This is a genomic window from Microtetraspora malaysiensis, assembly GCF_001528665.1.
Lineage (GTDB): Bacteria > Actinomycetota > Actinomycetes > Streptosporangiales > Streptosporangiaceae > Microtetraspora_A > Microtetraspora_A malaysiensis.
Genome location: NZ_BBYJ01000050.1, coordinates 1 through 21362 on the forward strand (window position 1 = coordinate 1; position 21362 = coordinate 21362).

The window sequence follows — 21362 nt, forward strand, 5'->3', positions numbered from 1 at the left end:
GTCGACGGTGGAGGACGTGGCCCGCGCCGGCCACACCATCATCGAGACCATCGACCCGGACGGGAGGCTGGCGCGGGCGGCGGCCAAGACCGAACGCCAGCACCTGACGATCTCCGACACCGCCGATGGGATGGGCCGCGTCAGCGGGCTGCTCGACCCGGAGTTGAAGATGCAGCTGAAGACCTGGCTGGAACCTTTGGCGGTGAAGACCGACAGCACCGACCTGCGCAACCACGGCCGCCGTATGGCCGACGCCCTCGCCATCCGCCTGTCGCAGGGCGGCAGGCGCACCGTGATGCACGTGACGGTGACCGAGCAGACGTTGACCGGACAATCGGAGGAGCCGGCCTTTCTGGAGGACGGCACCCCGATCCCCGCCCAGGACGCGCGGCGGATGGCCTACACCGCCGAACTACGGCGGGTGCTCCGCGACGCGGACGGGATCATGAAGGACTTCGGGCGGGCGCGCCGGCTGGCCTCGGCCGACCAGCGGGAAGCGATCCTGGCCACGTACCGGACCTGCTGCCGCGAAGGGTGTGACGTCCCCGCTTACCTGGCCGAGGTCGACCACATCGAGCCCTGGTACCCGACCGGCCGCACCGATTTGGACAACCTGGCGCCGTTGTGCGCGGCGGACAACAAGTGGAAGTCCCGTCGCCCGGATCGGGTAGAGGTGATCGATGAAGGGGATGGGACCGTGTCGATGCGGTTCTACCGGTATTCCAAGCTCCGCCCCAGACGCTGGACCGACAGACAGTAACCAACGGCCACTGAACAGCCATCCCGCGACCCGCGAACGGCGACCCGCGAACGAGGACTGGAGATCGGCGAGCCGTGACCCACCACCGCGATCCGTGACCCGCGATCCGTGACCCGCCAGCCGCGAGCCGCGAGCCACGATCGGGGATCGGGGGATCGGGGGATCGGGGGATCGGGGCAATGATCGCGACGGCCACCCGGTGATCCGGCCCCGCCCACGGGCCGGCCCGGCAGCATGCCCGAACTCCACACCCCAGGGCTCCACACGACGGCTTGGCGGTCCACGTGCTCATTGGGCAGTCTCAGCCGGGACCGGGCCGTGCGAACCGCGCTGGGGCCGGGCATTCACATGCCCGAACTGCACGCGCCAGCGCTCCACGCGCCCGGGCGGCAGGCGTTGGAAGTCAGCGTGCCGGAACTCCCGGTACTTGGGTTGACGCGGACGTTCCAGTCGGCGTGGAGCGGACGCCCCGCTGGGTGAAGAGGCAGGAGGATCGTCGGGAAGGGGCTCGGCATTGATCAACGCCACGAGCTCGGTACCGACCTGCCCGCGACCGGCTGGGCTCTGCATACCTGATCTCTGTCATGGGCCTGGCCGGCGGGTTGCTCGCCGCACCGTTCGCCGTGCATGCGGCCGAGCCGCGCCGGCCGCTCGCAGCGCGTCGGCGTCCAGCTGTTAGCCGCCGGGGGCCGTACCGGCGGTGCGGGTCATCGGACGATCTGGAGGATGCCCTGGTCGCGCGCCTGCGCCGGCTCGGCGAGCCGCTGCAGTTCCTTGCCGGACGAGTCGAGCACGACCAGGGTGTTGTGTGTTCGGCCGGCGACGCGGACCACCAGGCGGCCGTCGGCGAGGTAGTACGCGCCGCTCTTCAGGCCCTTCACCGAGATGGGCACCTTCTTGCCGGTGACGGTGTCGACGACCGTCGTCCAGAACTTCTCCGGCCACACCCCGTCACCCCCGGGCTCCTCCGGCGACAGCGTGCGCAGCACGACCTTCCTGCCGTCCGGCGACAGGCTCTGCACGTGGTTGGCCAGCTTGATGCCCCTGGCCCGGACGGAGGTCCCGCTCTGCATGTCGAACACGTAGACGCCGTCCGTCGTCCCGGCATATCCGGCGAGGTGGCGTCCGTCGGCGGACCAGGCGAGGTGGCAGACGCCCAGAGTCCTCCCGACCTTGCGCGCGCCCGTGCCGTCCGCGTTGACCACCATGAGCGGCGACTTGTCGGCGTTGCTCTTGGGGATGTAGGCGATCTGGGTGGAGTCGGGAGACCAGACCGGCGTGAGGCAGGGGAACCCGGCGGCCGCGCCCTTCGCCACGACCTTCTCCGTGCTCCCGTCGCCCACGTGGAGCCGGCCGTCCAGCGTGATCCAGGCGAACTTCGTGCCGTCGGGCGAGGCGGCGAACTGGAAGGTGATGCCCGGCACGCGGCCCAGCTTGACGAACCCGCTGCCCGGCTCGTAGCGGGTGACCGGATAGCCCTTGGCGTCGTAGTTCACGTAGACGGCGACCCCCTCGAGCGGCTTCGGCGCCGCGCTCGTGGATCCGCCGGCCGTGCCGACCGCACCGGCTCCCCCGACTCCGGTGGCCGGGGCGGTGCGGGCGAGCACGGCGTCGGGCGCGAGCAGCAGGGGGGCCAGCACGACGGGGACGAGAGCGAGTCCGGACAGGACACGCCGCTTCGACGCGGGCGTGACAGGGTGCGTGGCGGCGGTCGGACCGAGCGCGGTGCGCTTCATCAGATCTCCTGAGATAACGGGCACGTCCCGGTCCGGCGCTTGGCGGTGCCTCCCGGGCTTGCGCACGCAGTGAACGCCCACCCGATTGCAGAGCACTTGAGCACCGGTTGCCGCCCGCGCCGTAAGGAGCCCGCACGGCGATCAGCCGCCGAGGTCTCCGCCAGCCACCGGCCGCGCCGCGAACAGGGCGAGGCTGTCGGCGTCGTACCCGGACGGCCGGACCGTGCGAGCGCGGACTTATCTCACGCTTATCCCTACCTGGGGGTATTGTCCGGTTAGCTGCTCTGGCGCGTTCCCCCCACTGGCTGGTGACGGAGGGAGAAGCATGGAGATCAAGCCACAGGCAGTCGTCATCCCCAAGGAAACCGACCATCTCGAGCAGGGGAAATACGGTCCCGTCTTTCCGCGGACCCCGGCCTGCTATGGGTTCACCGTCATCGCCACGGTCAAGCCCGGCCGAGCAGAGGCGATCCGCAACTACGGCCACACGCTGGCGAAGGCTCTGGAAGACGATCCGTACCTTCTCGCGCCACTCAAACTGCACTACCTGCGCTGGGTGCTCTTCGACGACGACACCCGTTTCATGTACCAGGGCATCTTCGACACCGACTTCGACAAGTACACCGAGGACGCCATCGCGCTGTTCACCAGGTCGGGTGTGAGCACCGCCTTCGAGAATCTCGAAGGGTTCCCCGAGGACTGGCGGACGAACCCCGAGGCGTTCGTCAGGTTCGTCCGCGAGCACCAGTGCCCGAGCTTCATCGAGTACGGAGAGTATCCGTACGTGACCTCGGACGAGATCAAGAAAGCGCTGCGGATCAAGAGCGCCCTCTCGGAGATGCTCGACCAACTGCAGTGAGGCCGGGCCACCCGCCCGCCCGCCGCGCCGTCGATGGAGACGTGATGAGTGAGTTCAGGACCGCACGTACCTACAACCAGAACCATGTGCCGCGCGAGTACACCCCCGGACGCCGACGCGTGAGCATCTACGTCGCATGGAGCTACCCGGCCGAGGCCGGCCGGAACCCGGCCGAGCTCGACAACCGGTTCTCCACGATGACCGAGGTCCGGCGCGTGGCCTGGCCCGCGTACGAGGACCCGAAGTGGTCCGACCCGATGCGGTTCCAGCAGGGCATCGCCGGGACGCTGGAGCTGTTCTTCTGGGCCTGGGTGCCGTTCCAGCAGTTCGTCCTGGAGACCACCGGACACCCGGTGCCCGTGTACCAGCGGATCGATCAGGCCGGCTTCCGGACCCCGCTCGACGAGCGGGTGCTGGCGGACACCGACACCCTGTTCGTGTTCGGCCTGGACCACATGATCACCGGACAGGAGGCCGCGCCCGAGGAGATCGAGGCGCTGCGGCAGTTCGTCGGCCGAGAGGGAACCTGCCTGGTCCTGGGGCCACACCACGATGTCGGGGCCTCGGACGACCTCGCCGTGCGCGATATGGAGTACCACCATCACGGCGACCTCCTGGTCCCCCGCCAGCAGCGGTTCGGCGAGTACACCCGCTCCTTGATGCGGGGGCTCGGAGTGCCGGTGGAGAACCGCTACGGGCTGCGTCCCGCGGCACAGGGACCGGGCAAGATCGCCCCGTTGTCCGTCACGAGGGATCTGGACACCAAGGGGTGGCTGGACGGGGTGACGACCTTCAACTTCCACCTGCACCTGCCGCACTACGCCGTGACGACGGACGACCCGGACGCCGTCCACGTGCTGGGCAGGCAGCCGATCGACCTGTCCAAGCCGCACCCGTTCACGGAGGCCGGGAACACCGAGTTCAACATGTTCCTGTGGATGCCCCCGACCGGCGCGCGGGGCGGCGACATACTCCTGGCGGACTCCACGATCTTCAGCTCGTTGTTCGGCGGAGACGAGAGCCTGCGCAACTTCTGGAGAAACATCGTCTCGTCCAAGTAGTGCCGCGGGGAGGAGGTTGTCCGTGACCGAACAAACCCAGGCCGCGCTCGAACTCGACGACATCCAGCGCGGGGTTCTCAGCCCTCGGCCGACCCCGTACGCGGCGACATACATCCTGTTCCGCATCGACGACCGCGCGCACGGACGGGAGCTGATGCGGCGCGCGAGCGAGGTGGTGACCGCGGCCACCGACTCGATGAGTCCCGTGGGCGAGACGTGGGTGAGCATCGCGCTCACCTGCCCCGGCCTCAGGGCGCTGGGCGTGCCGCAGGAGTCATTGGACACGTTCGCCTGGGAGTTCCGGCAGGGAATGGCCGCACGGGCGAACGCGCTGGGCGACACCGGCGAGAGCGGCCCCGCGAACTGGGAACCGCCGCTGGGCACGCCCGACGTCCACGTGGTGCTGGTGGCGCTCGCACCGGACCGCGCCCAGCTCGAATCGGCCGTCGATCGCGCCCGCCCGGCGTTCCGGCACCTGCCCGGTGTGGTCCCGATCTGGCGGCAGGACTGCTACGCGCTGCCGGCCGAGACCGAGCCCTTCGGCTACCGTGACGGCATCAGCCACCCGGCCGTCGAAGGCAGCGGAATCGCCGGGTCGAACCCCTTGGAAGCGCCGCTCAAGGCCGGAGAGTTCGTGCTGGGCTACCGCGACGAGCTCGGCGGCGTCCAGAGCCCGCAACCTGAGGTGCTGGGACGCAACGGCGCCTACGTGGCCTTCCGCAAACTCCACCAGCGGGTCGCCGCGTTCCGGCGCTATCTGAAGGACAACTCCACCGGTCCCGACGACGAGGAACTGCTCGCGGCCAAGATCATGGGACGCTGGCGCAGCGGCGCTCCGCTGGCGCTCAGCCCGCTGCGTGACGACCCCGTCCTCGGCGCCGACCCACACCGCAACAACCGTTTCCTCTTCGAGCGGGACGATCCGGCGGGATTCACGACCCCTCCCGGCTGCCACATCCGCCGGGCCAACCCGCGGGACGCCGCGGTCGCGGGGGCGCCGCGGCTGCACCGGATGATCAGGCGCGGCACCGTGTACGGCCCGCCGCTGCCCGAGGGGGTCCTGGAGGACGACGGGGCCGACCGCGGGCTGATGTTCACCTTCATCGGAGCACACCTCGGGCGGCAGTTCGAGTTCGTCCAGTCCCAATGGATGAACGACGGCGTCTTCTTCGGCGCCGGGGACGCCAGAGACCCGGTAGTCGGAGCCGGCGACGGCGCCGGTGAGTTCACGATCCCCCGGCGGCCGGTACGACGGCGGCTGCGCGCGCTGCCACGGTTCGTCGTCACGCGCGGCGGCGAGTACTGCTTCATGCCCGGGCTGAGCGCCCTGCGCTGGCTCGGTGATCTCAAAGACTGACGCGCCTCCCTCCCCCCGCGACTCCGTGGACTCGGAAGCCGCGGGAGAGGATGTGAAGGCTGTCCGCGGTCAGCGACGCCGCAGTGACGGGTCGAGCAGCGCGGGCGGAGTGTCGAACTTCTCGTGTGCGGCGAGGTCGGTGCCGGGGGCGACGATCGCGTCGATCGCGTCGAGCACGTCGGCGGAGAGCACGGTGTCGGCGGCCGCGAGTTGCGCGTGCAGGTGATCCAGCGTGCGGGGACCGATGATCGCGCCGGTCACGGCGGGATGCGCGGTCACGAATCCGAGCGCGAGCTGGATCATCGTCAGGCCGGCCTCGTCGGCGACGCCGGCCAACCGCTCGACGGCGTCGAGCCTGGCCCGGTTGGACGGGATGGCGGTGTCGAAGCGTTGCGGCATGAACGTCGAGCGGTGGGTGGCGATCTCCCGGCCCGCACGGATCGCTCCCGACAGCCAGCCCGAGGCCAACGGGCTCCACACCAGCACGCCGAGCCCGTACTCCTCGGCCACGGGCAGTACGTGGCTCTCGATCCCGCGCTGCAGGATCGAGTAGCTGGGCTGTTCGGTGACGTACCGGCTCAGGCGATGCTCGCGGGCGGCCCACTGCGCCTGCACGATGCGGTACGCGGGGAAGGTCGAGGAGCCGAAGTAGCGGATCTTTCCCGCGCGCTGCAGGTCGGTCAGCGCCGACAACGTCTCCTCGTCGCTGGTGCTCGGGTCCCACCGGTGGATCTGGTAGAGATCGACGTGGTCCACGCCGAGGCGGCGCAGGCTGTCGTCCAGCGCGGTGACCAGCCAGCGGCGCGAACTGCCCTGATGGTTGCGCTCGTCGCCCATGGGCATGTTCGCCTTCGTGGCCAGCACGATGTCGTCGCGGCGACCGGCGATGGCCTTGCCGACCATCTCCTCCGACCCGCCGCCGCCGTACATGTCGGCGGTGTCGATGAGGTTGATCCCGGCCTCGAGGGCGGCGTCGACGATGGCGGTGGCCTCGTCCTGGGTGGTGCGCCCGATCGCGCCGAAGTTCATCGCGCCGAGCGCGAGGGAGCTGACCTGCACACCGGTGCGGCCCAAGGTGCGGTACTGCATGACTGTCTCCTCCGTTGCGGGTGAAGTGTGGTGGCGACGCGCGGCTTGGCCGCCGGTCCCCTGCTCTGGCATCATGAGCAACCGGAACCATGTCCCGTTTGAAGATACGGAACGTTGTCCCGTTTAGCAATCCCGATTGTGGAGGGAACGGCGCGATGAACGACGGCGACCGTGGCGCGGGGCACGCGGCCCGGCCCAAACGGGCGGACGCCCGGCGCAACAAGGAGACTCTGCTCGACGCGGCCGCCGCGATCTTCGTGACATCGGGCGTGGAAGCGCCGGTACGCGACATCGCGGCCAGGGCCGGCGTCGGGACGGCCACGATCTACCGCCACTTCCCGACGCGAGCGGATCTCATCATCGCGGTCTACCGGCACCAGGTCGAGGCCTGCGCCGAGGCCGGTCCGGCGCTGCTGGCGACCAGCGCGACTCCTTACGCCGCACTGGGGCGATGGATCGACCTCTTCGTCGACTTCCTGGTCACCAAGCACGGACTCGCCGCCGCGCTGCGGTCCGACGACGCCGGCTTCGACGCGCTGCACGCCTACTTTCTCGACCGCCTCGTGCCCGTGTGCACCGAGCTGCTCGACGCCGCGGCCGGTTCCGGCGAGATCCGACCCGACCTGGAGGCCTACGAGCTCATGCGAGGCGTGGGGAACCTCTGCATAGGCGCGGACAGCGACCCCCGCTACGACGCGCGTCGACTGGTCGAGATCCTCATCGCGGGACTCCGCCGGCCGCACTGACGATCGGCCGGTCCACGACGCCGGCTCCGGTCAGGCGAGGGTGTCGACGCCGCGCAGGTCGGTGGGAGGCGAGGCCGGCCCATGGGCCGCCTCCAGAGATCGAACTTCTCATCATTAGAATGTCTTTTCTGGGATAAATCGGATTCCGGTTCGGCGGGGGCTTCGGAGGCGGCGGGTGTGGCGGCACCGCTCCCACAGTGATGAGCGAACGCCGCCGCGGGAGTAGGGCCTGCGGGCGGCGGCCCCAGCGCGCGACGGCGCCCGCGTCCCCGGGCCGGAGCACGGAGGCTTGCCGTCATGCGCACTGTCGGCTTGGTTCTGCACCCTCAGCGCGACTGCGCCGGGGCGGTCGTCGCGATCCTGGAGTGGGCCGCTCGCCGGGACGCGCTGGTCCTCGGCATCCAGGACGAGGTTCAGCGGCTCGACCACGCGGTGATCCCGGTGCCGCCCGAGGAGCTCGGCCCGCGGTCGGAGCTCCTGGTCAGCCTCGGCGGTGACGGCACCATGCTGAGAACGATGCGACTGGCCGACCGGCAGTGCGCCCCCGTCCTCGGCGTGAACGTGGGCAAGCTCGGGTTCCTGGCCGAGGTCGACGTGCCCGACCTGCACGGCGCGCTGTCGGCCATCGACGCCGGGCGCTTCACGATCGAGCCCCGGCTGGCCGTGGACGCCGTCCTCGGCTCCCGGGTCGTCACCGCCTTCAACGACGTCGCGGTGGTCCGCGTCCCCGGGTGCAGGACCGCCGTCGTCGCGGTGCGCGTGGACGGCCGGCCGTTCATCGGCTACGCGGGCGACGCCGTCATTGTCGCCACCACGACCGGGTCCACCGCCTACAGCTTCTCGGCCGGGGGCCCGATCGTGAACCCCGAGGTCGAGGCCCTGCTCGTGACCCCGGCCGCCCCGCACTCCGCGCACAACCGCGGGGTGGTGCTGTCGCTGCGGGACACCGTCGAGCTGGCCGTGCTTCCGACCAGCGGGCGGCTCGCCGTCGAGGTGGACGGGAACGTGGCGGGCTACGTCGAGCCCGGCGACCGCATCGGCATCCGTCCCCGGCCCGCCGCCGCTCATGTCGTACGGCTCGGCCTGACCACGTTCTACGAGCGCGTACGCAGGAAGCTCAGCCTCACCGACTCGGCGGAGCTGCTGGCGGTCCGCCCCGACGCGGCGGACGCCGACAGACAGGCCGACAGACAGTAGGGGCAGCCCTACCACCGAGACGGCGGAACGCCTTCTCCCGCCGGAAACCCCCTGGTCCATACGGTTGACCCCGGTAATCAGAAATCGGGACACACGGGGGATTCAGGTGGCATCGCCAGCCATTCGCATGAATGCGGTGACGAAGACGTACCGACGGGGAGCGCACCAGGTGCACGCCCTGCGCGGGGTGACGGTCGGGCTGCCCAGGGGCGGGTTCATCGCCGTTATGGGGCCGTCGGGGTCGGGCAAGAGCACGTTCCTGCACTGCGCGGCCGGGCTGGACACGCCGACGTCGGGCACGGTCCACCTGGGCGACGTGGAGCTGTCGCGGATGAACGAGACCCGGCTGACCGAGCTGCGGCGGGAGAAGGCGGGCTTCGTCTTCCAGGCGTTCAACCTGATCCCCTCGCTCAGCGTCGCCGACAACATCACGCTGCCGCTCCGGCTGGCCGGAGGACGGGCCGACCGGGCCTGGCTGGACGAGATCGTCCGGCGGGTCGGGCTCGGCGACCGCGTCACGCACCGGCCGTCCCAGCTCTCGGGCGGCCAGCAGCAGCGGGTGGCGCTCGCCCGCGCGCTCGTGACCCGGCCCGAGGTGGTCTTCGCCGACGAGCCGACCGGCGCCCTCGACACCACGACGGCCGCCGAGGTGCTCGGCCTCCTGCGCCAGGTCGTGGACGCCATGGGCCAGACCGTGGTGATGGTGACCCATGACCCGGTGGCGGCGGCCTACGCCGACCAGGTGCTCTTCCTGGCGGACGGCGTCATCGTGGACACCGTCCGCTCCGGCACCGCCGACGCCATCGCGCGGCGGATGTCCGACCTCGGCCGGTCGATGGCGGCCGCGTGATGCTCGGCCTCGCCTTCGCCACCATGCGCGGCCGCCTGCCGTCGCTGGTCGGCTCCGTCCTCGCCCTGCTGTTCGCCGCCGTCCTGGTCACCGCGTGCGGGGTGCTCATGGAGACCGGCCTGCGCGCCCAGATCCGGCCGGAGCGGTACGGCGCCGCCCCCGTCGTGGTGGCCGGGCCGCAGTCGACCTCGATACTCAAGAGGGACGACGGCCCGGCCGAGATGACCGAGAGCATGCCGCTGGAGGAGCCCGCGACGATCCCGGCCTCGCTGGCCGGCGACCTCGCGAAGGTGCCCGGCGTACGGAACGTCGTGCCCGAGCTGACCTTCCCCGTCGGGCTGCTGGACGCGGCCGGCCGCGCCGTCCACGGCCGCGCCTACGGCCACGCGTGGGAGTCCGCGCGGCTCACGCCGTACACGCTGCGCGCCGGACGCGCGCCCGCCTCTCCCGACGAGGTCGTCCTCGACGCCGCCCTGGCGGACGCGGCCCGGCTGAAGGTCGGCGCGACGGCGCGCGTGCTGGGCCGGGACGGCCTGCGCGCCTACACGGTGGCCGGCGTCGCCGGTGCCGGTGGCTCCCGGCAGCCGGCGGTCTTCTTCTCCGCGCCGCGGGCGGCCGAGCTGTTCGGCCATCGGGACCGGGTATCCGCGTTCGGGGTGTTCGGTTCCGGCGATCCCGAACGTCTGAAGGACCGGATCGACGCCGCGCTGCCGACGTCGAAGAACACGACGGCCCGCGTCTCCCTCGATCTGAAGAACGGCCTGAAGGACGGCCCGAAGGGCGGCGACGCGCCGGCCGCGTCCGGTCCGGTGACGTACGTGGGCGACGAGCGCGGGTTCGCCGAGGAGCCGCGGGCCTCGGCGGCCAGGGAGACGCTCGTCATGCTCAGCGGCAGCCTCGCCGGCATCTCGATCATGGTGGCGGCCTTCGTGGTCGCCGGCACGTTCGGGCTCGCCCTGGGCCAGCGCGGACGCGAGCTCGCGTTGCTGCGGGCGATCGGCGCCACCCCCGCACAGATCCGGTCGATGATCGGCAAGGAGGCGCTGCTGATCGGCGCGGTGGCGAGCGCGGCCGGCGTGCCGCTGGGCGTCGCCGTGGGCCGGTGGATGTTCGGCGAGCTCGTCTCCAAGGGGATGGTCCCGGACGTCTTCCCGCTCACGCTCGGACCGGTGCCGATGCTGATCGCCGTGGCGCTGGGGACGGCCACGGCCTGGCTTTCGGCCCGCGGGGCCGTGCGGAGGGCCACCCGGATCCGCCCGACCGAGGCGCTGGGCGAGGCGGCGGCCGAGCCCCGCGCGCTGGGCCGCGCCCGCACCGTCACCGGGCTGGTCTTCCTGGCCCTGGGCTCGGCCCTGTGCGTCGTCGCGATGTCCGTGGCGGGCGAGACGGCGGCGATGAGCGCGGGCGGCATCGTGATCTTCCTCACCGTGGGCGCCGCGCTGCTGGGGCCGTGGCTGGTCCGGATCGCCGTCGCGCTGGTGGGCGGCGCGCTCGGCCGGGCGTCGCGGGTGGGCGGCTACCTCGCCGTCGCGAACACCCGTACCGGGGCCAGGAGGCTGGCCGCCGTGGTCAGCCCGCTCACCCTGATGCTCGCGTTCGCCGGCACCATCGTCTTCACCCAGTCGACGATCGGCCACGCGACCGTGCGGCAGGCCGCCGAGGGCATGCGGGCCGACTACGTGGTGGGCTCGGCCGGGCCGGGGGTGCCGGCGGACATCGCCCGCGCCGTACGAGCGCTCCCCGGGGTCGCCGGGGTGACCGAGGTGATCGACACCCGGGTGATCGGCGACTTCCACGAGCTGGGCGAGCGCACGCTGCGCCCGTACCGCGCGCTCGGGCTCACCGTCCCGGCGCACGGGCTCGACCTGGACGTCCGGGCCGGATCGCTGGACCGGCTGCGCGGGAACGCCGGGAACACCGTTGCCTTGAGCACGCTCGCCGCGGGATCCTTCGGCGCGTCGGTCGGCGACACGGTGCGGCTGCGCCTGGGCGACGGCACGCCGATCACACCGACGGTCGTGGCCGTCTACGACAGAGGGCTCGGCTTCGGCGACGTGGCCCTGCCGTACGACCTGACGCGCGCCCACACCGCCTCCGGCATGGCCGACCGGCTCCTCGTCGTGGGCGACGGATCGACCCGGGACCGCCTCGCCGCGGTGAGCCCCGCGCTGACGGTGACGGACCGCGCGGGCGCCCAGGCCGACCGGGACGCGGCGGCGGAGCTGAACGACTGGGTCAACCTGCTCGCGCTCGGCATGATCATCGTGTTCCTCGCCATCTCGGTGGTCAACACGCTGGTCATGGCGACCGCCGGGCGGGTGCGGGAGTTCGCGCTGCTCCGCCTGGTCGGCGGCACCCGCCGCCAGGTGCTCGGCGTGGTCCGCTGGGAGGCGCTGCTCGTCGGCGGCGTCGCGCTGATCGTCGGCATGGCGATCGCGGTGCCCACGCTGGCGGCGGTCAGCTACGGGGTGACCGGCTCGGCGGTCCCGCACGTGCGGCCGGTGGTGCTGGCCGCGATGGTGGCCGCCACGCTGGGCCTGGCCTTCGCCGCGACCCTGCTCCCCGCCCGTGCCGCCCTCGCGGGCAGGCCGGCCGAGCGGATCCGCGGCTGAACTCCGGCCGGCGGGGGCATGTCGCGGCCCCCGCCGGCCGCGCCGGTGCGGATCACCGGGTGAGCGTGACGCCGGCGACGCCCGGCACGGTACCGGCGATGAGCTCGGCGATCCGCGCCGAGCGCTCGTCCGCGCCGCCGCCGGACAGCTCCACGAGCCCGTCGTGCACGGCCACCCGCCACCCCGCCGTCTCGGTGGAGTCGCGCAGCGCGGCGAGGACGTCGTCGCGGATCCGCTCGTCTCCCTCGGCCAGGACCCCCATCAGGTCGCGGCGGCTGGCGATGCCCACCAGGTCGTCGCCGCGCAGCACCGGCACGCTCTTCACGCCCATCGTGATCATCAGTTTCGCGAGGTCGAGGATGTCGGCGCCCTCCTGGACCACGCGTACGGCGGTCGTCATGACGTCCGTGACGCCCACGGACGGCCGCGAGCCCGGCCCGGCGGCCGGACGGCGGTAGGCCCCGGGGTCCGCCTCGAACTCCGCGCGCAGCAGGTCCATCTCACTGACGATCCCGACCATCCGCCCCCGCTCGTCCACCACGGGCGCGGCCGTGATGTCCTGTTCGTAGAGCAGGCGGACGGCCTGTTTCACACTCCACGTGCGAGGTACCGACACCACCGGGGTCGTCATCATCTCCGCGACGAGCATGGCGATCGCCCCACGTCTCGATCATGTTCGGATGACACTTCCGACGTTACGCCGTCCCGCGCCGGCGGGCGGACTCGGCGGGGTCGCCCGGCCGTACGGGAAGGAGCACCGGTGAAAACGGAGGTGAATCCGTGGTCCCTGGTGTACGTGGGGTTCGACCCGGACCAGGAGGGGCGCCGGGAGGCTCTGTGCACGCTGGGTAACGGCCGCTTCGCCACCCGGGGCGCGGCGCCGGAGTCGGTGGCCGACGGCGTCCACTATCCGGGCACCTACGTCGCGGGCTGCTACGACCGGCTCACCTCCTCCGTCGCCGGTCACCAGGTGACCAACGAGGACATGGTGAACCTGCCGAACTGGCTGCCGCTGACCTTCGCCACCCCGGACGGCGACTGGTTCTCCCCGCGCTCGGCCGACCTGCTCGACTACCGGCAGGAGCTGGACCTGTGGCACGGCGTCCTGCACCGGCGGCTCCGCTTCCGCGACGCCGCCGGCCGCGTCACCGCGGTGCGGCAGCGCCGCCTCGTCTCCATGGCCGACCCCTTCGTGGCCGCGCTGGAGACGACCTTCACGGCGGAGGACTGGTCCGGCCCGCTGCGCGTGGCGTCCGCGCTGGACGGCAGGGTCGTCAACGGCGGCGTGCCGCGGTACCGCGACCTGCGCGGCGACCACCTGACCGGCCACGCGACGGGGATCGAGGGCGCGCTGACCTGGCTGCGCGCGCGGACCCGCTCCTCGGGCGTGGAGGTCGTCCTCGCCGCGCGCCTGCGCGTCACTCCGCGGGAGTGCGCAGGACAGCCGGAGATCGCACAGGGTGACGACCGCGTCACCGAGACGCGGGTCCTGGCGCTGGAACGGGGCCGGCCGGTGACCGTCACCAAGACCGTCTCGCTGGTGACGTCCCGCGACCACGCCATCGCGGACGCCTGGTCCGGCGCGGTACGGTCGGCCCGCCGCGCGCCGGGCTTCGCCACGCTGCTGAAACGGCACGCGACCGCCTGGCGCGGGCTGTGGGGGCGGGCCCGGCTGGAGGTGTCCGACGCCCACATCCAGCGGGACATCCGGTTGAACACCTTCCACCTGCTGCAGACGCTCTCCCCCCACACCGCCGACCTCGACGTCGGCGTGCCCGCGCGCGGCCTGCACGGCGAGTCCTACCGGGGGCACGTCTTCTGGGACGAGCTGTTCGTGCTGCCGTGGCTCAGCCTGCGCTTCCCGGAGATCGTCCAAAGCCTGCTGCGCTACCGGCTGCGGCGGCTGCCGGAGGCGCGGGCGGCCGCCCGCGCGCTGGGCCTGCGCGGGGCGATGTTCCCCTGGCAGAGCGGCAGCGACGGACGGGACGAGACCCAGCGCCTCCACCTCAACCCCCGCTCCGGGCGGTGGAACCCGGACAACTCGCGGCTCCAGCGCCACGTGGGGCTGGCCGTCGGCTACAACGCCTGGCTGCACTACGCGATCACCGGCGACATGGAGTTCCTGACCGGCACGGGCGCCCGCCTGCTGGTGGAGACCGCCCGTTTCTTCGCGTCCCTGGTCCGGCTCGACCCCGTGTCCGCCCGGTACGAGATCCACGGGGTGATGGGGCCGGACGAGTACCACGACGGCTACCCGGGCGCGGCCTCCCCCGGGCTGGACAACAACGCGTACACCAACATCATGACGGTGTGGCTGCTGCTGCGCGCCCGGCAGGCGCTCGATCTGCTACCCCGCCGCGCGCGGGAGGAGCTGCGCCGCCGCCTCGACCTGGCGGACGCCGAGACGGAGCGCTGGGAGGAGATCACCCGCCGGATGCGGGTGGACTTCCTGCCCGACGGCGTCATCAGCCAGTTCAGCGGCTACGAGAAGCTGGCCGAGCTGGACTGGGAACGCCACGCGGGCGTGCGGCGGCTGGACCGGGCGCTGAACGCGGAGGGGGACAGCACCAACCGCTACCAAGCCTCCAAGCAGGCCGACGTGCTCATGCTCTTCTACCTGCTCACGGCCGGGGAGCTGCGGCGGATCCTGGAGCGGCTGGGCTATCCGGTCGCCCCGGACATGGTCCGCCGCACGGTGCGCCACTACCTCGCGCGCACCAGCCACGGCTCCACCCTGAGCGCGGTGGTCCACGCCTGGGTGCTGGCCCGTGCCGACCGCGCCGGATCGTGGCGGTTCTTCACCGAGACCCTCACCGGCGACCTGAACGACGTCCAAGGTGGGACCACCGCCGAGGGCATCCACCTGGGAGCGATGGCGGGGACGCTGGACCTGGTCGAGCGCTGCTACCTCGACCTCGAACCCCGGCCCGACGGCCTGCACCTGAACCCCGTGCTGCCCGCGCGGCTCACCACGCTGTCACTGTGCCTGCGCTATCGCGGCGCGGAACTGGCGATCGAGGCCGGCCCCGACCAGGTGCGGATCACCCGGGCCGACGACGGGCCGCCCACCGTGGACGTCGCCGTGACCGGCCGCCACGTGCGGCTACGGCGCGGCGAGAGCCATACGTTCCCGTTGCCCGCGCACCGCGACGAACGATGAGCGCGCCGTCCGGCACCGGCCGGTGAGCCTACCGATCAGGTGACCGCTGGTCGCGGATGAGTTCCAGCAGCGCGGCGTGCGTCTCCCGGTCGGCCGCCGCGACGAGCCCGCCCGCTCCGGTGTGCGGCGGCTCGCCGCGCAGATCGGTCACCACGCATCCGGCGGCCTGGCACAGCGCGATCCCGCTCGCGAAGTGGACGCTGTCCCGCAGATGGCCGTCGGTGACGTACGCGGCGCGCCGACCGGCGGCGACCCAGGCCACCGCCAGAGTGGTGGAGACGACGCGCGGGCGGAACCGCTCGCCGAACCGCGGGTCGGAGAGCAGGCGGGCCGCCTGGAAACCCGGCGCGTTCGGGAACGGCGGATCGAGGTTGACGTCCACCAGCCGGGAATCGGATGACGGCGCGAGCCTCTCGTCCACACCGTCGCGGCGGACGTACGCGCGGTCGCCGTCCGTCCAGAACACCTCGTCGGCGAACGGGTCTGCGGAGGCCGCCGCGGTGACGTCCGAGCCCACGCGCAGGGCGACGTTCACCGCGACCAGCATGTTCCGCGCGGCGTAGTTGAGCGTGCCGCACAGGGGGTCGACCAGCCACATCCGCCCCGTCCCGGCCGACCCCGTACGACCGCTCTCCTCGCCGGTCACGGCGTCGCCCGGCCGGGCGGCCCGGATGACGTCGAGGATCGCCTTCTCCGCCTCGATGTCGGCGGCCGTGGCGAAGTCGCCGGCGGCCTTCTGCACGCGTACCGGTGACGAACCGTACATGGCGCGGACAACGGCCGCGCCCGCCTCAGCCGCGGCGAGGGCCAGTTCCTCATCTGTGGTGATCACGGAGCGAAGGATAAACGCGGGCGCCGAGCGGCCCGCGTCCGGGGGTTCCTGCCTTTAGCGCGCGATCACACTCCACCGACAGTCACTCAATGTATGTTCATGAGCGCGCAAAGTGGCGACCCGGCGGGGTTCGTGGCCGTACGTACGGAGCGTCCGGCGAGCGGGCCGACCCGATGGGGTGACGCGGCCACCTGCGCGTCCCGGTCGGGGAACCGGCCGGCAACGACCGGCTGCTCGCCGTCCTCGCCGAGAACGGCGTCCACATAGACGAAAGGGTAGGCACGTCATGACGACACTGGCGACAGCGGACGCCGTCACATCCGTGACCACCGTCGCACGCGCCCAGATCCGGCCGATCACCTCGGTCGTGGTCGACGGGGAGACGCACCGGATCGGGCAGCAGCGCGACTTCCGGCGCCATCCCGTCCTGTCGGCGTTCCTGCCCGACTCCGGACGGCCGTCCCTGGCGTGGGTACGGCTCCGCGACGGCGAGGAGATGGCCGTGCACAGCCACCCGACGAGTTTGATGATCATCGTCTGCCGGGGCTCGGCGCGGCTGCTGGGAGAGCGGGAACGGCCGCTCTCCGAAGGCGACGTGGTGTGCGTGCCCGCCGGGTCCGCGCACGGGTTCCGCACCGCGCCGGGCCAGGAGTTCCACGGCCTTTCCGTGCAGTTCGAGGGCGCCGGCCTGTACGAGGACGAGTTGGCGCCCCGGGTGTCGTTCGGCGCCGACGCCTTGAACGAGGCCTTGAACGACGCCCTGGACGAGGCCGTGGACGACACCCTGGACGAGGCCGTGGAAGCGGCCCAGTACGGCTCAGCCGTGCCGGCGTCCCTCGCCGAGCTGGAGGAGATCAACGCCTCCCTCGCCGAGCGGCACACCGGCAACGACCTGTTCGGGCTGCTGCGCACCGGCCGGCTGCGGGAGGATCCACGGACGCGCGCCCGTTTCCTCGCGGCGCTGCACGTGTGGTCGCGCCACTTCCAGCGGATGCTGCTCGCCCGCCAGGCCGTGTGCGTCGATCCCGTCCTGCGCGAGGAGTACGAGGCGCACCTGCGAGAGGCGTACGGCCACGACCGGCTGCTGCGCGACCGTTACGGCGTCCTCGACGAGGTCGACGACGCCGTGCTGGACGCGGCCTGCACCTGGTTCGTCGCCCAGATGTACCAGCTGGACGAGGCTCAGAAGATCGTCCTGGTCCACATGGTCGCCGAGACCAGCGGCCACCTGTTCGGAGGGGCCGCCTCCGCCGTGTACGGCCGGGACGCCTCCGCCTCCGCCTCCGCCTCCGCCTCCGCCTCCGCCTCCGCCTCCGCCGAGCATGGCCGGAGCGCCGCAGGCGACCACTTCTTCGCACCGTACGCCGTCGCCGACGACGAGCACCGGGAGCTCGGACGCCACCGGCTGGCCACGATGCCTCCCGCGGAGATCCCCCGGCTCGTGGCGATCTGCCGCCGGGCCTGGGACCAGATGGACCTCGTCCACAACCGCATCGCGGCCTGGGCCGTCGAAGAGCGCTGACCCACGGCCGACCTTCCGGCCGCCGCCCGCCATCCGGCGGCGGCCCTGGCCGAGGAGATCGTGGACCTGCTCGCCGGCGAGGGATACGGCGTCGCCGAGGGCCCCTGCTGTCGGGCGAGGCCGGCGCACGGTCATCGGGCTGACTGCCGTCGGTAGATCACCGTAGCCTTCCCGGCGTATCGGTTGATGCGGCCCGACGGGCGCAGGCGTGCCCGTCGGCAGAGCCGAGCGCATTTCCCGGGTGTGAAAGCTCGACCGCTTGCCGGCGGTGTACGGTCGCCACGACCTGCCCTACTTACGGGACGGTACCCCGATCAGGCGCGATCCTTTAATGAACCGGCTGTTCTGCTCCCTGCCCGAGATGCCGGTGACGGCCGCGCTGACCACGGCGAGCGCCGCTCCCACCCACATCACCGTGGAGAGCGACACGCCGTCCACGACCCGACCGCCGGCGAACGAGCCGAGCGCGATGGAAACGTTGAAGGCACCGACGAAGAGCGCTGTGCCCATTTCGCCGCCGCCCGACCGCATGATCCAGAGTTGCAGTGTCACTCCCACGCCGCCGTAGCCCAGGCCCCACACCACGAGCACGATCAGGGGTAGGCCGATCAGGGGCAGCGCCGCCATGGAGAGGGCCATCAGCACGGCCAATGTGATCAGGACCGGCTTGGGATTCCTGGCCGCCCATGCGCCTGCCGCGAAGTTGCCGGCCACACCCGCGGCGCCGTACAGGAGCAGGGCGGCGCTGACGAGGGTGGGACCGGCGTGTGAGACCTGCTCCAGGAACGGCCGGACGTAGGTGTAGGCCGCGAAGTGGCCGGACACGATCAAGACGGTCAGGACGAGGGCGACCTTGAGCGGGCCGGAGAGCCGGGCGAACCACCCCTCCGACGCTCGGGCAGGGGACTCGTGGGGCAACGGCTCGGACGCGCGAGCCCGGGACTCGCCGGGCAGGGACGGCAGGGTGGTGGCCAGTAGCGGGATCAGGGCCAGGGCCAGCACCCCCATGGAGATGAACGCGGTCCGCCACCCCGCGAACGACGAAATGAACGTCCCCACGGGCACCCCCAGTACCGACGCCACCGACACGCCAGCCAAGATGATCGACGTGGCTCGCCCGACGGCCCCTTCGGGCACCAGTCGCAGACCGAGGCCGGCCGCGAAGGCCCAGAACCCGCCGATACTCACCCCGGTCAGCACCCGGGCGGCCAGCATGACGGGGTAGCTCGGCGCGAACGCGCCCACCAGGTTGGCCACCGCCAGCAGCGCCATCAGCCCCAGCAGCGTGACGCGTCGGTCGAGCCGTCGGGTGGTGATCGCCAGCACGGGCGCGGAGACGGCGGCGACCAATCCGGGTGCCGACATCATCAGCCCGGCCGTCCCGTCGGAGACGCCGAGGGTGGCGGCGATCGAGGTCAGCAGGCCGACAGGCAGCATCTCACTGGTCACGACGGTGAAGGTGCCCACCGAGACCGAGAACACGGCGAGCCAACGCGCCCGGGTAGCGGCGGAGACATCAGTCATGGTCATGCCAGCCAGCTTCCTGTCGACCACCAGCGGGAACAATGGCGAAGGCCGAAAGCTTGGTTTAGGTGGACTAAGCGATCAGACGGAGGTGAAGATGGAGTTCAGAGAACTGGAGTGCTTCGTCGTACTCAGTGAGGAACTGCACTTCGCGCGTACGGCCGAGCGCCTCTACCTGTCGCCCGGCCGGGTGAGCCAGCTCATGCGCTCGCTGGAGACCAGGGTCGGCGGCCGCCTCTTCCACCGGACCAGCAGGCACGTGAGCCTCACTCCCCTGGGCGAACGTTTCCTGGCCGACCTGCGCCCCTCCTACGACGGTCTCGCGAATGCGGTCAGCCGCGCCAAGGCGGCCGCCCGCGAGGTGACAGGCGTGATCAGGATCGGCTTCCTGGCCACGCCCACGGAGGTCGTCACCGGCAGCGTGCGTGCCTTTGAGCGCCGATATCCGGGGTGCGAGGCGGAGCTTGTGGAGATCCCGCTCTCCGACCCCTTCGGAAAGTTGCGGGCCGGGCAGGTGGACGTCGCGTTCACGCTGCTTCCGGTGGACGAGCCCGATCTGGCGACGGGTGGAGGGCTGAATCGGGTCTCGTACCAGCTCGGTGTCTCCGCGCGTCACCCGTTGGCCGCCCGTTCGAGCATCGACGCGGAGGAACTGGCCGACGTGCCTCTGATCGGCCTGGACGGCCCGGCTCCGCGCGCGTGGCGCGAGCGTGTGGCGCCGTCCGCTACCCCTTCCGGCCGTCCCATTCCCCTGGCCGGTACGGTGGCCACCAGTCAGGAGGGGCTGACTCAGGTGGCGCTCAACCGGGGCGGCATGTTGTTCTGCACCCCCACCGCGGCTCACCACAGACACCCGGACATCAATTTCATCTCCGTCACGGGGTTGCCTCCCTCGATTCTCGGCCTGGCTTGGGTGAAGGCGGCGGAGACAGCGGCGATCCGGGCGTTCAACGAGGCGGCCGTCGGGCATGCGCTCGGAGGAGTGGTCCTGGCCGCATAAGGCATAACGGCCGACAATCCCGGAAAACGCCGTGGAGGTTATCGCCGAGGAAGACCCGCGTGACCACGGCGCGTTTCAGTGGCTGTGGGGTGATCTCGATGCCGAATCCGAGTTGAGGGCTCAGCCATGCGCGCCCGCTGGGGCAGCTGACGATGACCGCTTGGCCGGGGCGATCCGTGAACTGCGCTTGTGGGCTACGCGAGTAGCCGCGGGTGAACTTCTCACGCGCCCGCGTACACCTCCGGCTTCCTGATCACCCCGTGTTGCCGTCGACCCGCCCGAAGGGGAAGCGGGCCAAGACCGCCGGGTCCAGTTGGAGCGCCCTACTGGACGAACGGCCTGGCCCCAGGGCGGTCCGATCATTACGCCGCTCGCGGATCGCGGATCGCCGTTCAGGGATCGCTGGTCACTGCCTGTCCACCCACCACTTGGGGCAGCGCGCGAAGCTCCGGCACGCTGACGTCCGACGCGTGCAGCCCTGGCGCGTGCAGCCCTGGCGCGTGCAATTCGGGCATGTGGATGCCGGGCGCGTAGAGCCCTGGCGGTGGAGCTCCGGCACGCGGATGCCCGGCATGTGGGGCCTTGGCGCGTGAAGCCTTGGCACGTGGATTCATGGCATGCTGCCGGGCCGGCCCGCGGGAGGGGCCGGATCACAAGGTGGCCGCCGCGATCACCCCGCCGATCCCCGCTCCCCGATCGCAGATCACTGACCACCGATTTCCGGTCGCCGCTCGCAGACCAGGGGCCACGGATCACAGATCGCTGTTCCGTGATCGCGGGGGTCACGGCTCGCGGATCGCGAGTCGCCGTTCGCGGCTCGCGGCTCGCGGATCGTTGTTCAGTGGTGGTTGGTCACTGCCTGTCGGTCCAGCGTCGGGGGCGGAGCTTGGAATACCGGTAGAACCGCATCGACACCGTCCCGTCCCCCTGATCGATCACTTCTACCCGGTCGGGGTGGCGGGACTTCCACTTGTTGTCCGCGGCGCACAGTGGTGCGAGGTTGTCCAAGTTCGTGCGGCCGGTCGGGTACCAGGGCTCGATGTGGTCGATCTCGGCC

The 21362-nt window shown here is 71.6% G+C and carries 18 protein-coding genes; 11 read left to right on the forward strand and 7 right to left on the reverse strand.

Annotated elements, in window-relative coordinates:
* Window positions 1-760 (forward strand): HNH endonuclease signature motif containing protein (locus tag AWQ71_RS39560; protein ID WP_157570892.1); only part of this gene is annotated, 760 nt, incomplete at its 5' end.
* Between the two features lie 707 nt (window positions 761-1467).
* Here the strand turns inward: AWQ71_RS39560 and AWQ71_RS39565 are convergent.
* Window positions 1468-2496 carry a TolB-like translocation protein gene (locus tag AWQ71_RS39565; RefSeq protein ID WP_067144310.1) on the reverse strand — a complete coding sequence of 343 codons (1029 nt, stop codon included), beginning with the start codon at window positions 2494-2496 and terminating at the stop codon, window positions 1468-1470.
* A gap of 325 nt (window positions 2497-2821) precedes the next feature.
* Between AWQ71_RS39565 and AWQ71_RS39570 the strand changes: the two genes are divergently transcribed.
* Genes AWQ71_RS39570 through AWQ71_RS39580 form a run of 3 tightly spaced genes read left to right on the forward strand, consistent with a single transcriptional unit; the run spans window position 2822 to window position 5773 of the window.
* Complete coding sequence (locus AWQ71_RS39570; RefSeq protein WP_067144311.1) at window positions 2822-3355, forward strand: hypothetical protein; 534 nt, start codon at window positions 2822-2824, stop codon at window positions 3353-3355.
* A gap of 44 nt (window positions 3356-3399) precedes the next feature.
* The gene (locus AWQ71_RS39575) at window positions 3400-4416 is read left to right on the forward strand and encodes a hypothetical protein (RefSeq protein WP_067144313.1); all 1017 of its coding nucleotides are present in this window, start codon (window positions 3400-3402) and stop codon (window positions 4414-4416) included.
* Window positions 4417-4438: 22 nt separating this feature from the next.
* Window positions 4439-5773, forward strand: coding sequence for a Dyp-type peroxidase (locus tag AWQ71_RS39580; protein ID WP_067144315.1), 1335 nt, complete (start codon window positions 4439-4441; stop codon window positions 5771-5773).
* 69 nt (window positions 5774-5842) lie between these two features.
* Here AWQ71_RS39580 and AWQ71_RS39585 read toward each other — a convergent pair whose 3' ends face one another.
* Window positions 5843-6862 carry an aldo/keto reductase gene (locus tag AWQ71_RS39585; protein WP_067144317.1) on the reverse strand — a complete coding sequence of 340 codons (1020 nt, stop codon included), beginning with the start codon at window positions 6860-6862 and terminating at the stop codon, window positions 5843-5845.
* A 155-nt stretch (window positions 6863-7017) separates the two neighbouring features.
* Between AWQ71_RS39585 and AWQ71_RS39590 the strand changes: the two genes are divergently transcribed.
* From AWQ71_RS39590 to AWQ71_RS39605, 4 genes are all read left to right on the forward strand, one after another.
* Window positions 7018-7608 carry a TetR/AcrR family transcriptional regulator gene (locus AWQ71_RS39590; protein ID WP_067144319.1) on the forward strand — a complete coding sequence of 197 codons (591 nt, stop codon included), beginning with the start codon at window positions 7018-7020 and terminating at the stop codon, window positions 7606-7608.
* 297 nt (window positions 7609-7905) lie between these two features.
* Window positions 7906-8805 (forward strand): NAD(+)/NADH kinase, encoded by a 900-nt coding sequence (locus AWQ71_RS39595; protein ID WP_067144322.1) that lies wholly within the window; start codon window positions 7906-7908, stop codon window positions 8803-8805.
* Between the two features lie 127 nt (window positions 8806-8932).
* Window positions 8933-9655 (forward strand): ABC transporter ATP-binding protein, encoded by a 723-nt coding sequence (locus AWQ71_RS39600; RefSeq protein WP_067144324.1) that lies wholly within the window; start codon window positions 8933-8935, stop codon window positions 9653-9655.
* Window positions 9655-12267 carry an ABC transporter permease gene (locus AWQ71_RS39605; protein ID WP_067144326.1) on the forward strand — a complete coding sequence of 871 codons (2613 nt, stop codon included), beginning with the start codon at window positions 9655-9657 and terminating at the stop codon, window positions 12265-12267. Before AWQ71_RS39600 ends, AWQ71_RS39605 begins: the two co-directional genes overlap by 1 nt.
* A 52-nt stretch (window positions 12268-12319) precedes the next feature.
* Here the strand turns inward: AWQ71_RS39605 and AWQ71_RS39610 are convergent, their stop codons facing one another.
* Window positions 12320-12916 carry a CBS domain-containing protein gene (locus AWQ71_RS39610; RefSeq protein ID WP_067144328.1) on the reverse strand — a complete coding sequence of 199 codons (597 nt, stop codon included), beginning with the start codon at window positions 12914-12916 and terminating at the stop codon, window positions 12320-12322.
* 123 nt (window positions 12917-13039) lie between these two features.
* Between AWQ71_RS39610 and AWQ71_RS39615 the strand changes: the two genes are divergently transcribed.
* A complete protein-coding gene (locus AWQ71_RS39615; protein WP_067144336.1) occupies window positions 13040-15427 on the forward strand; it encodes a glycoside hydrolase family 65 protein in 2388 nt (795 codons plus the stop codon).
* A 28-nt stretch (window positions 15428-15455) separates the two neighbouring features.
* Here the strand turns inward: AWQ71_RS39615 and AWQ71_RS39620 are convergent, their stop codons facing one another.
* Both AWQ71_RS39620 and AWQ71_RS42475 read right to left on the reverse strand, forming a co-directional pair.
* The gene (locus AWQ71_RS39620) at window positions 15456-16259 is read right to left on the reverse strand and encodes an inositol monophosphatase family protein (protein ID WP_067144330.1); all 804 of its coding nucleotides are present in this window, start codon (window positions 16257-16259) and stop codon (window positions 15456-15458) included.
* Between the two features lie 86 nt (window positions 16260-16345).
* Window positions 16346-16522 carry a hypothetical protein gene (locus tag AWQ71_RS42475; RefSeq protein ID WP_157570895.1) on the reverse strand — a complete coding sequence of 59 codons (177 nt, stop codon included), beginning with the start codon at window positions 16520-16522 and terminating at the stop codon, window positions 16346-16348.
* Window positions 16523-16545: 23 nt separating this feature from the next.
* Here AWQ71_RS42475 and AWQ71_RS39625 point away from each other — a divergent pair, with 23 nt between their 5' ends.
* A complete protein-coding gene (locus AWQ71_RS39625) occupies window positions 16546-17781 on the forward strand; it encodes a cupin domain-containing protein (RefSeq protein WP_067144332.1) in 1236 nt (411 codons plus the stop codon).
* 291 nt (window positions 17782-18072) lie between these two features.
* Here AWQ71_RS39625 and AWQ71_RS39630 read toward each other — a convergent pair whose 3' ends face one another.
* On the reverse strand, window positions 18073-19311 hold the full coding sequence (locus AWQ71_RS39630; protein ID WP_067144334.1) for an MFS transporter: 1239 nt from the start codon (window positions 19309-19311) through the stop codon (window positions 18073-18075).
* 91 nt (window positions 19312-19402) lie between these two features.
* Here AWQ71_RS39630 and AWQ71_RS39635 point away from each other — a divergent pair, with 91 nt between their 5' ends.
* Complete coding sequence (locus tag AWQ71_RS39635; protein ID WP_067144338.1) at window positions 19403-20305, forward strand: LysR family transcriptional regulator; 903 nt, start codon at window positions 19403-19405, stop codon at window positions 20303-20305.
* 852 nt (window positions 20306-21157) lie between these two features.
* Here AWQ71_RS39635 and AWQ71_RS39640 read toward each other — a convergent pair.
* The coding region (locus tag AWQ71_RS39640; RefSeq protein ID WP_169806745.1) for an HNH endonuclease signature motif containing protein at window positions 21158-21362 on the reverse strand (205 nt) is incomplete at its 5' end.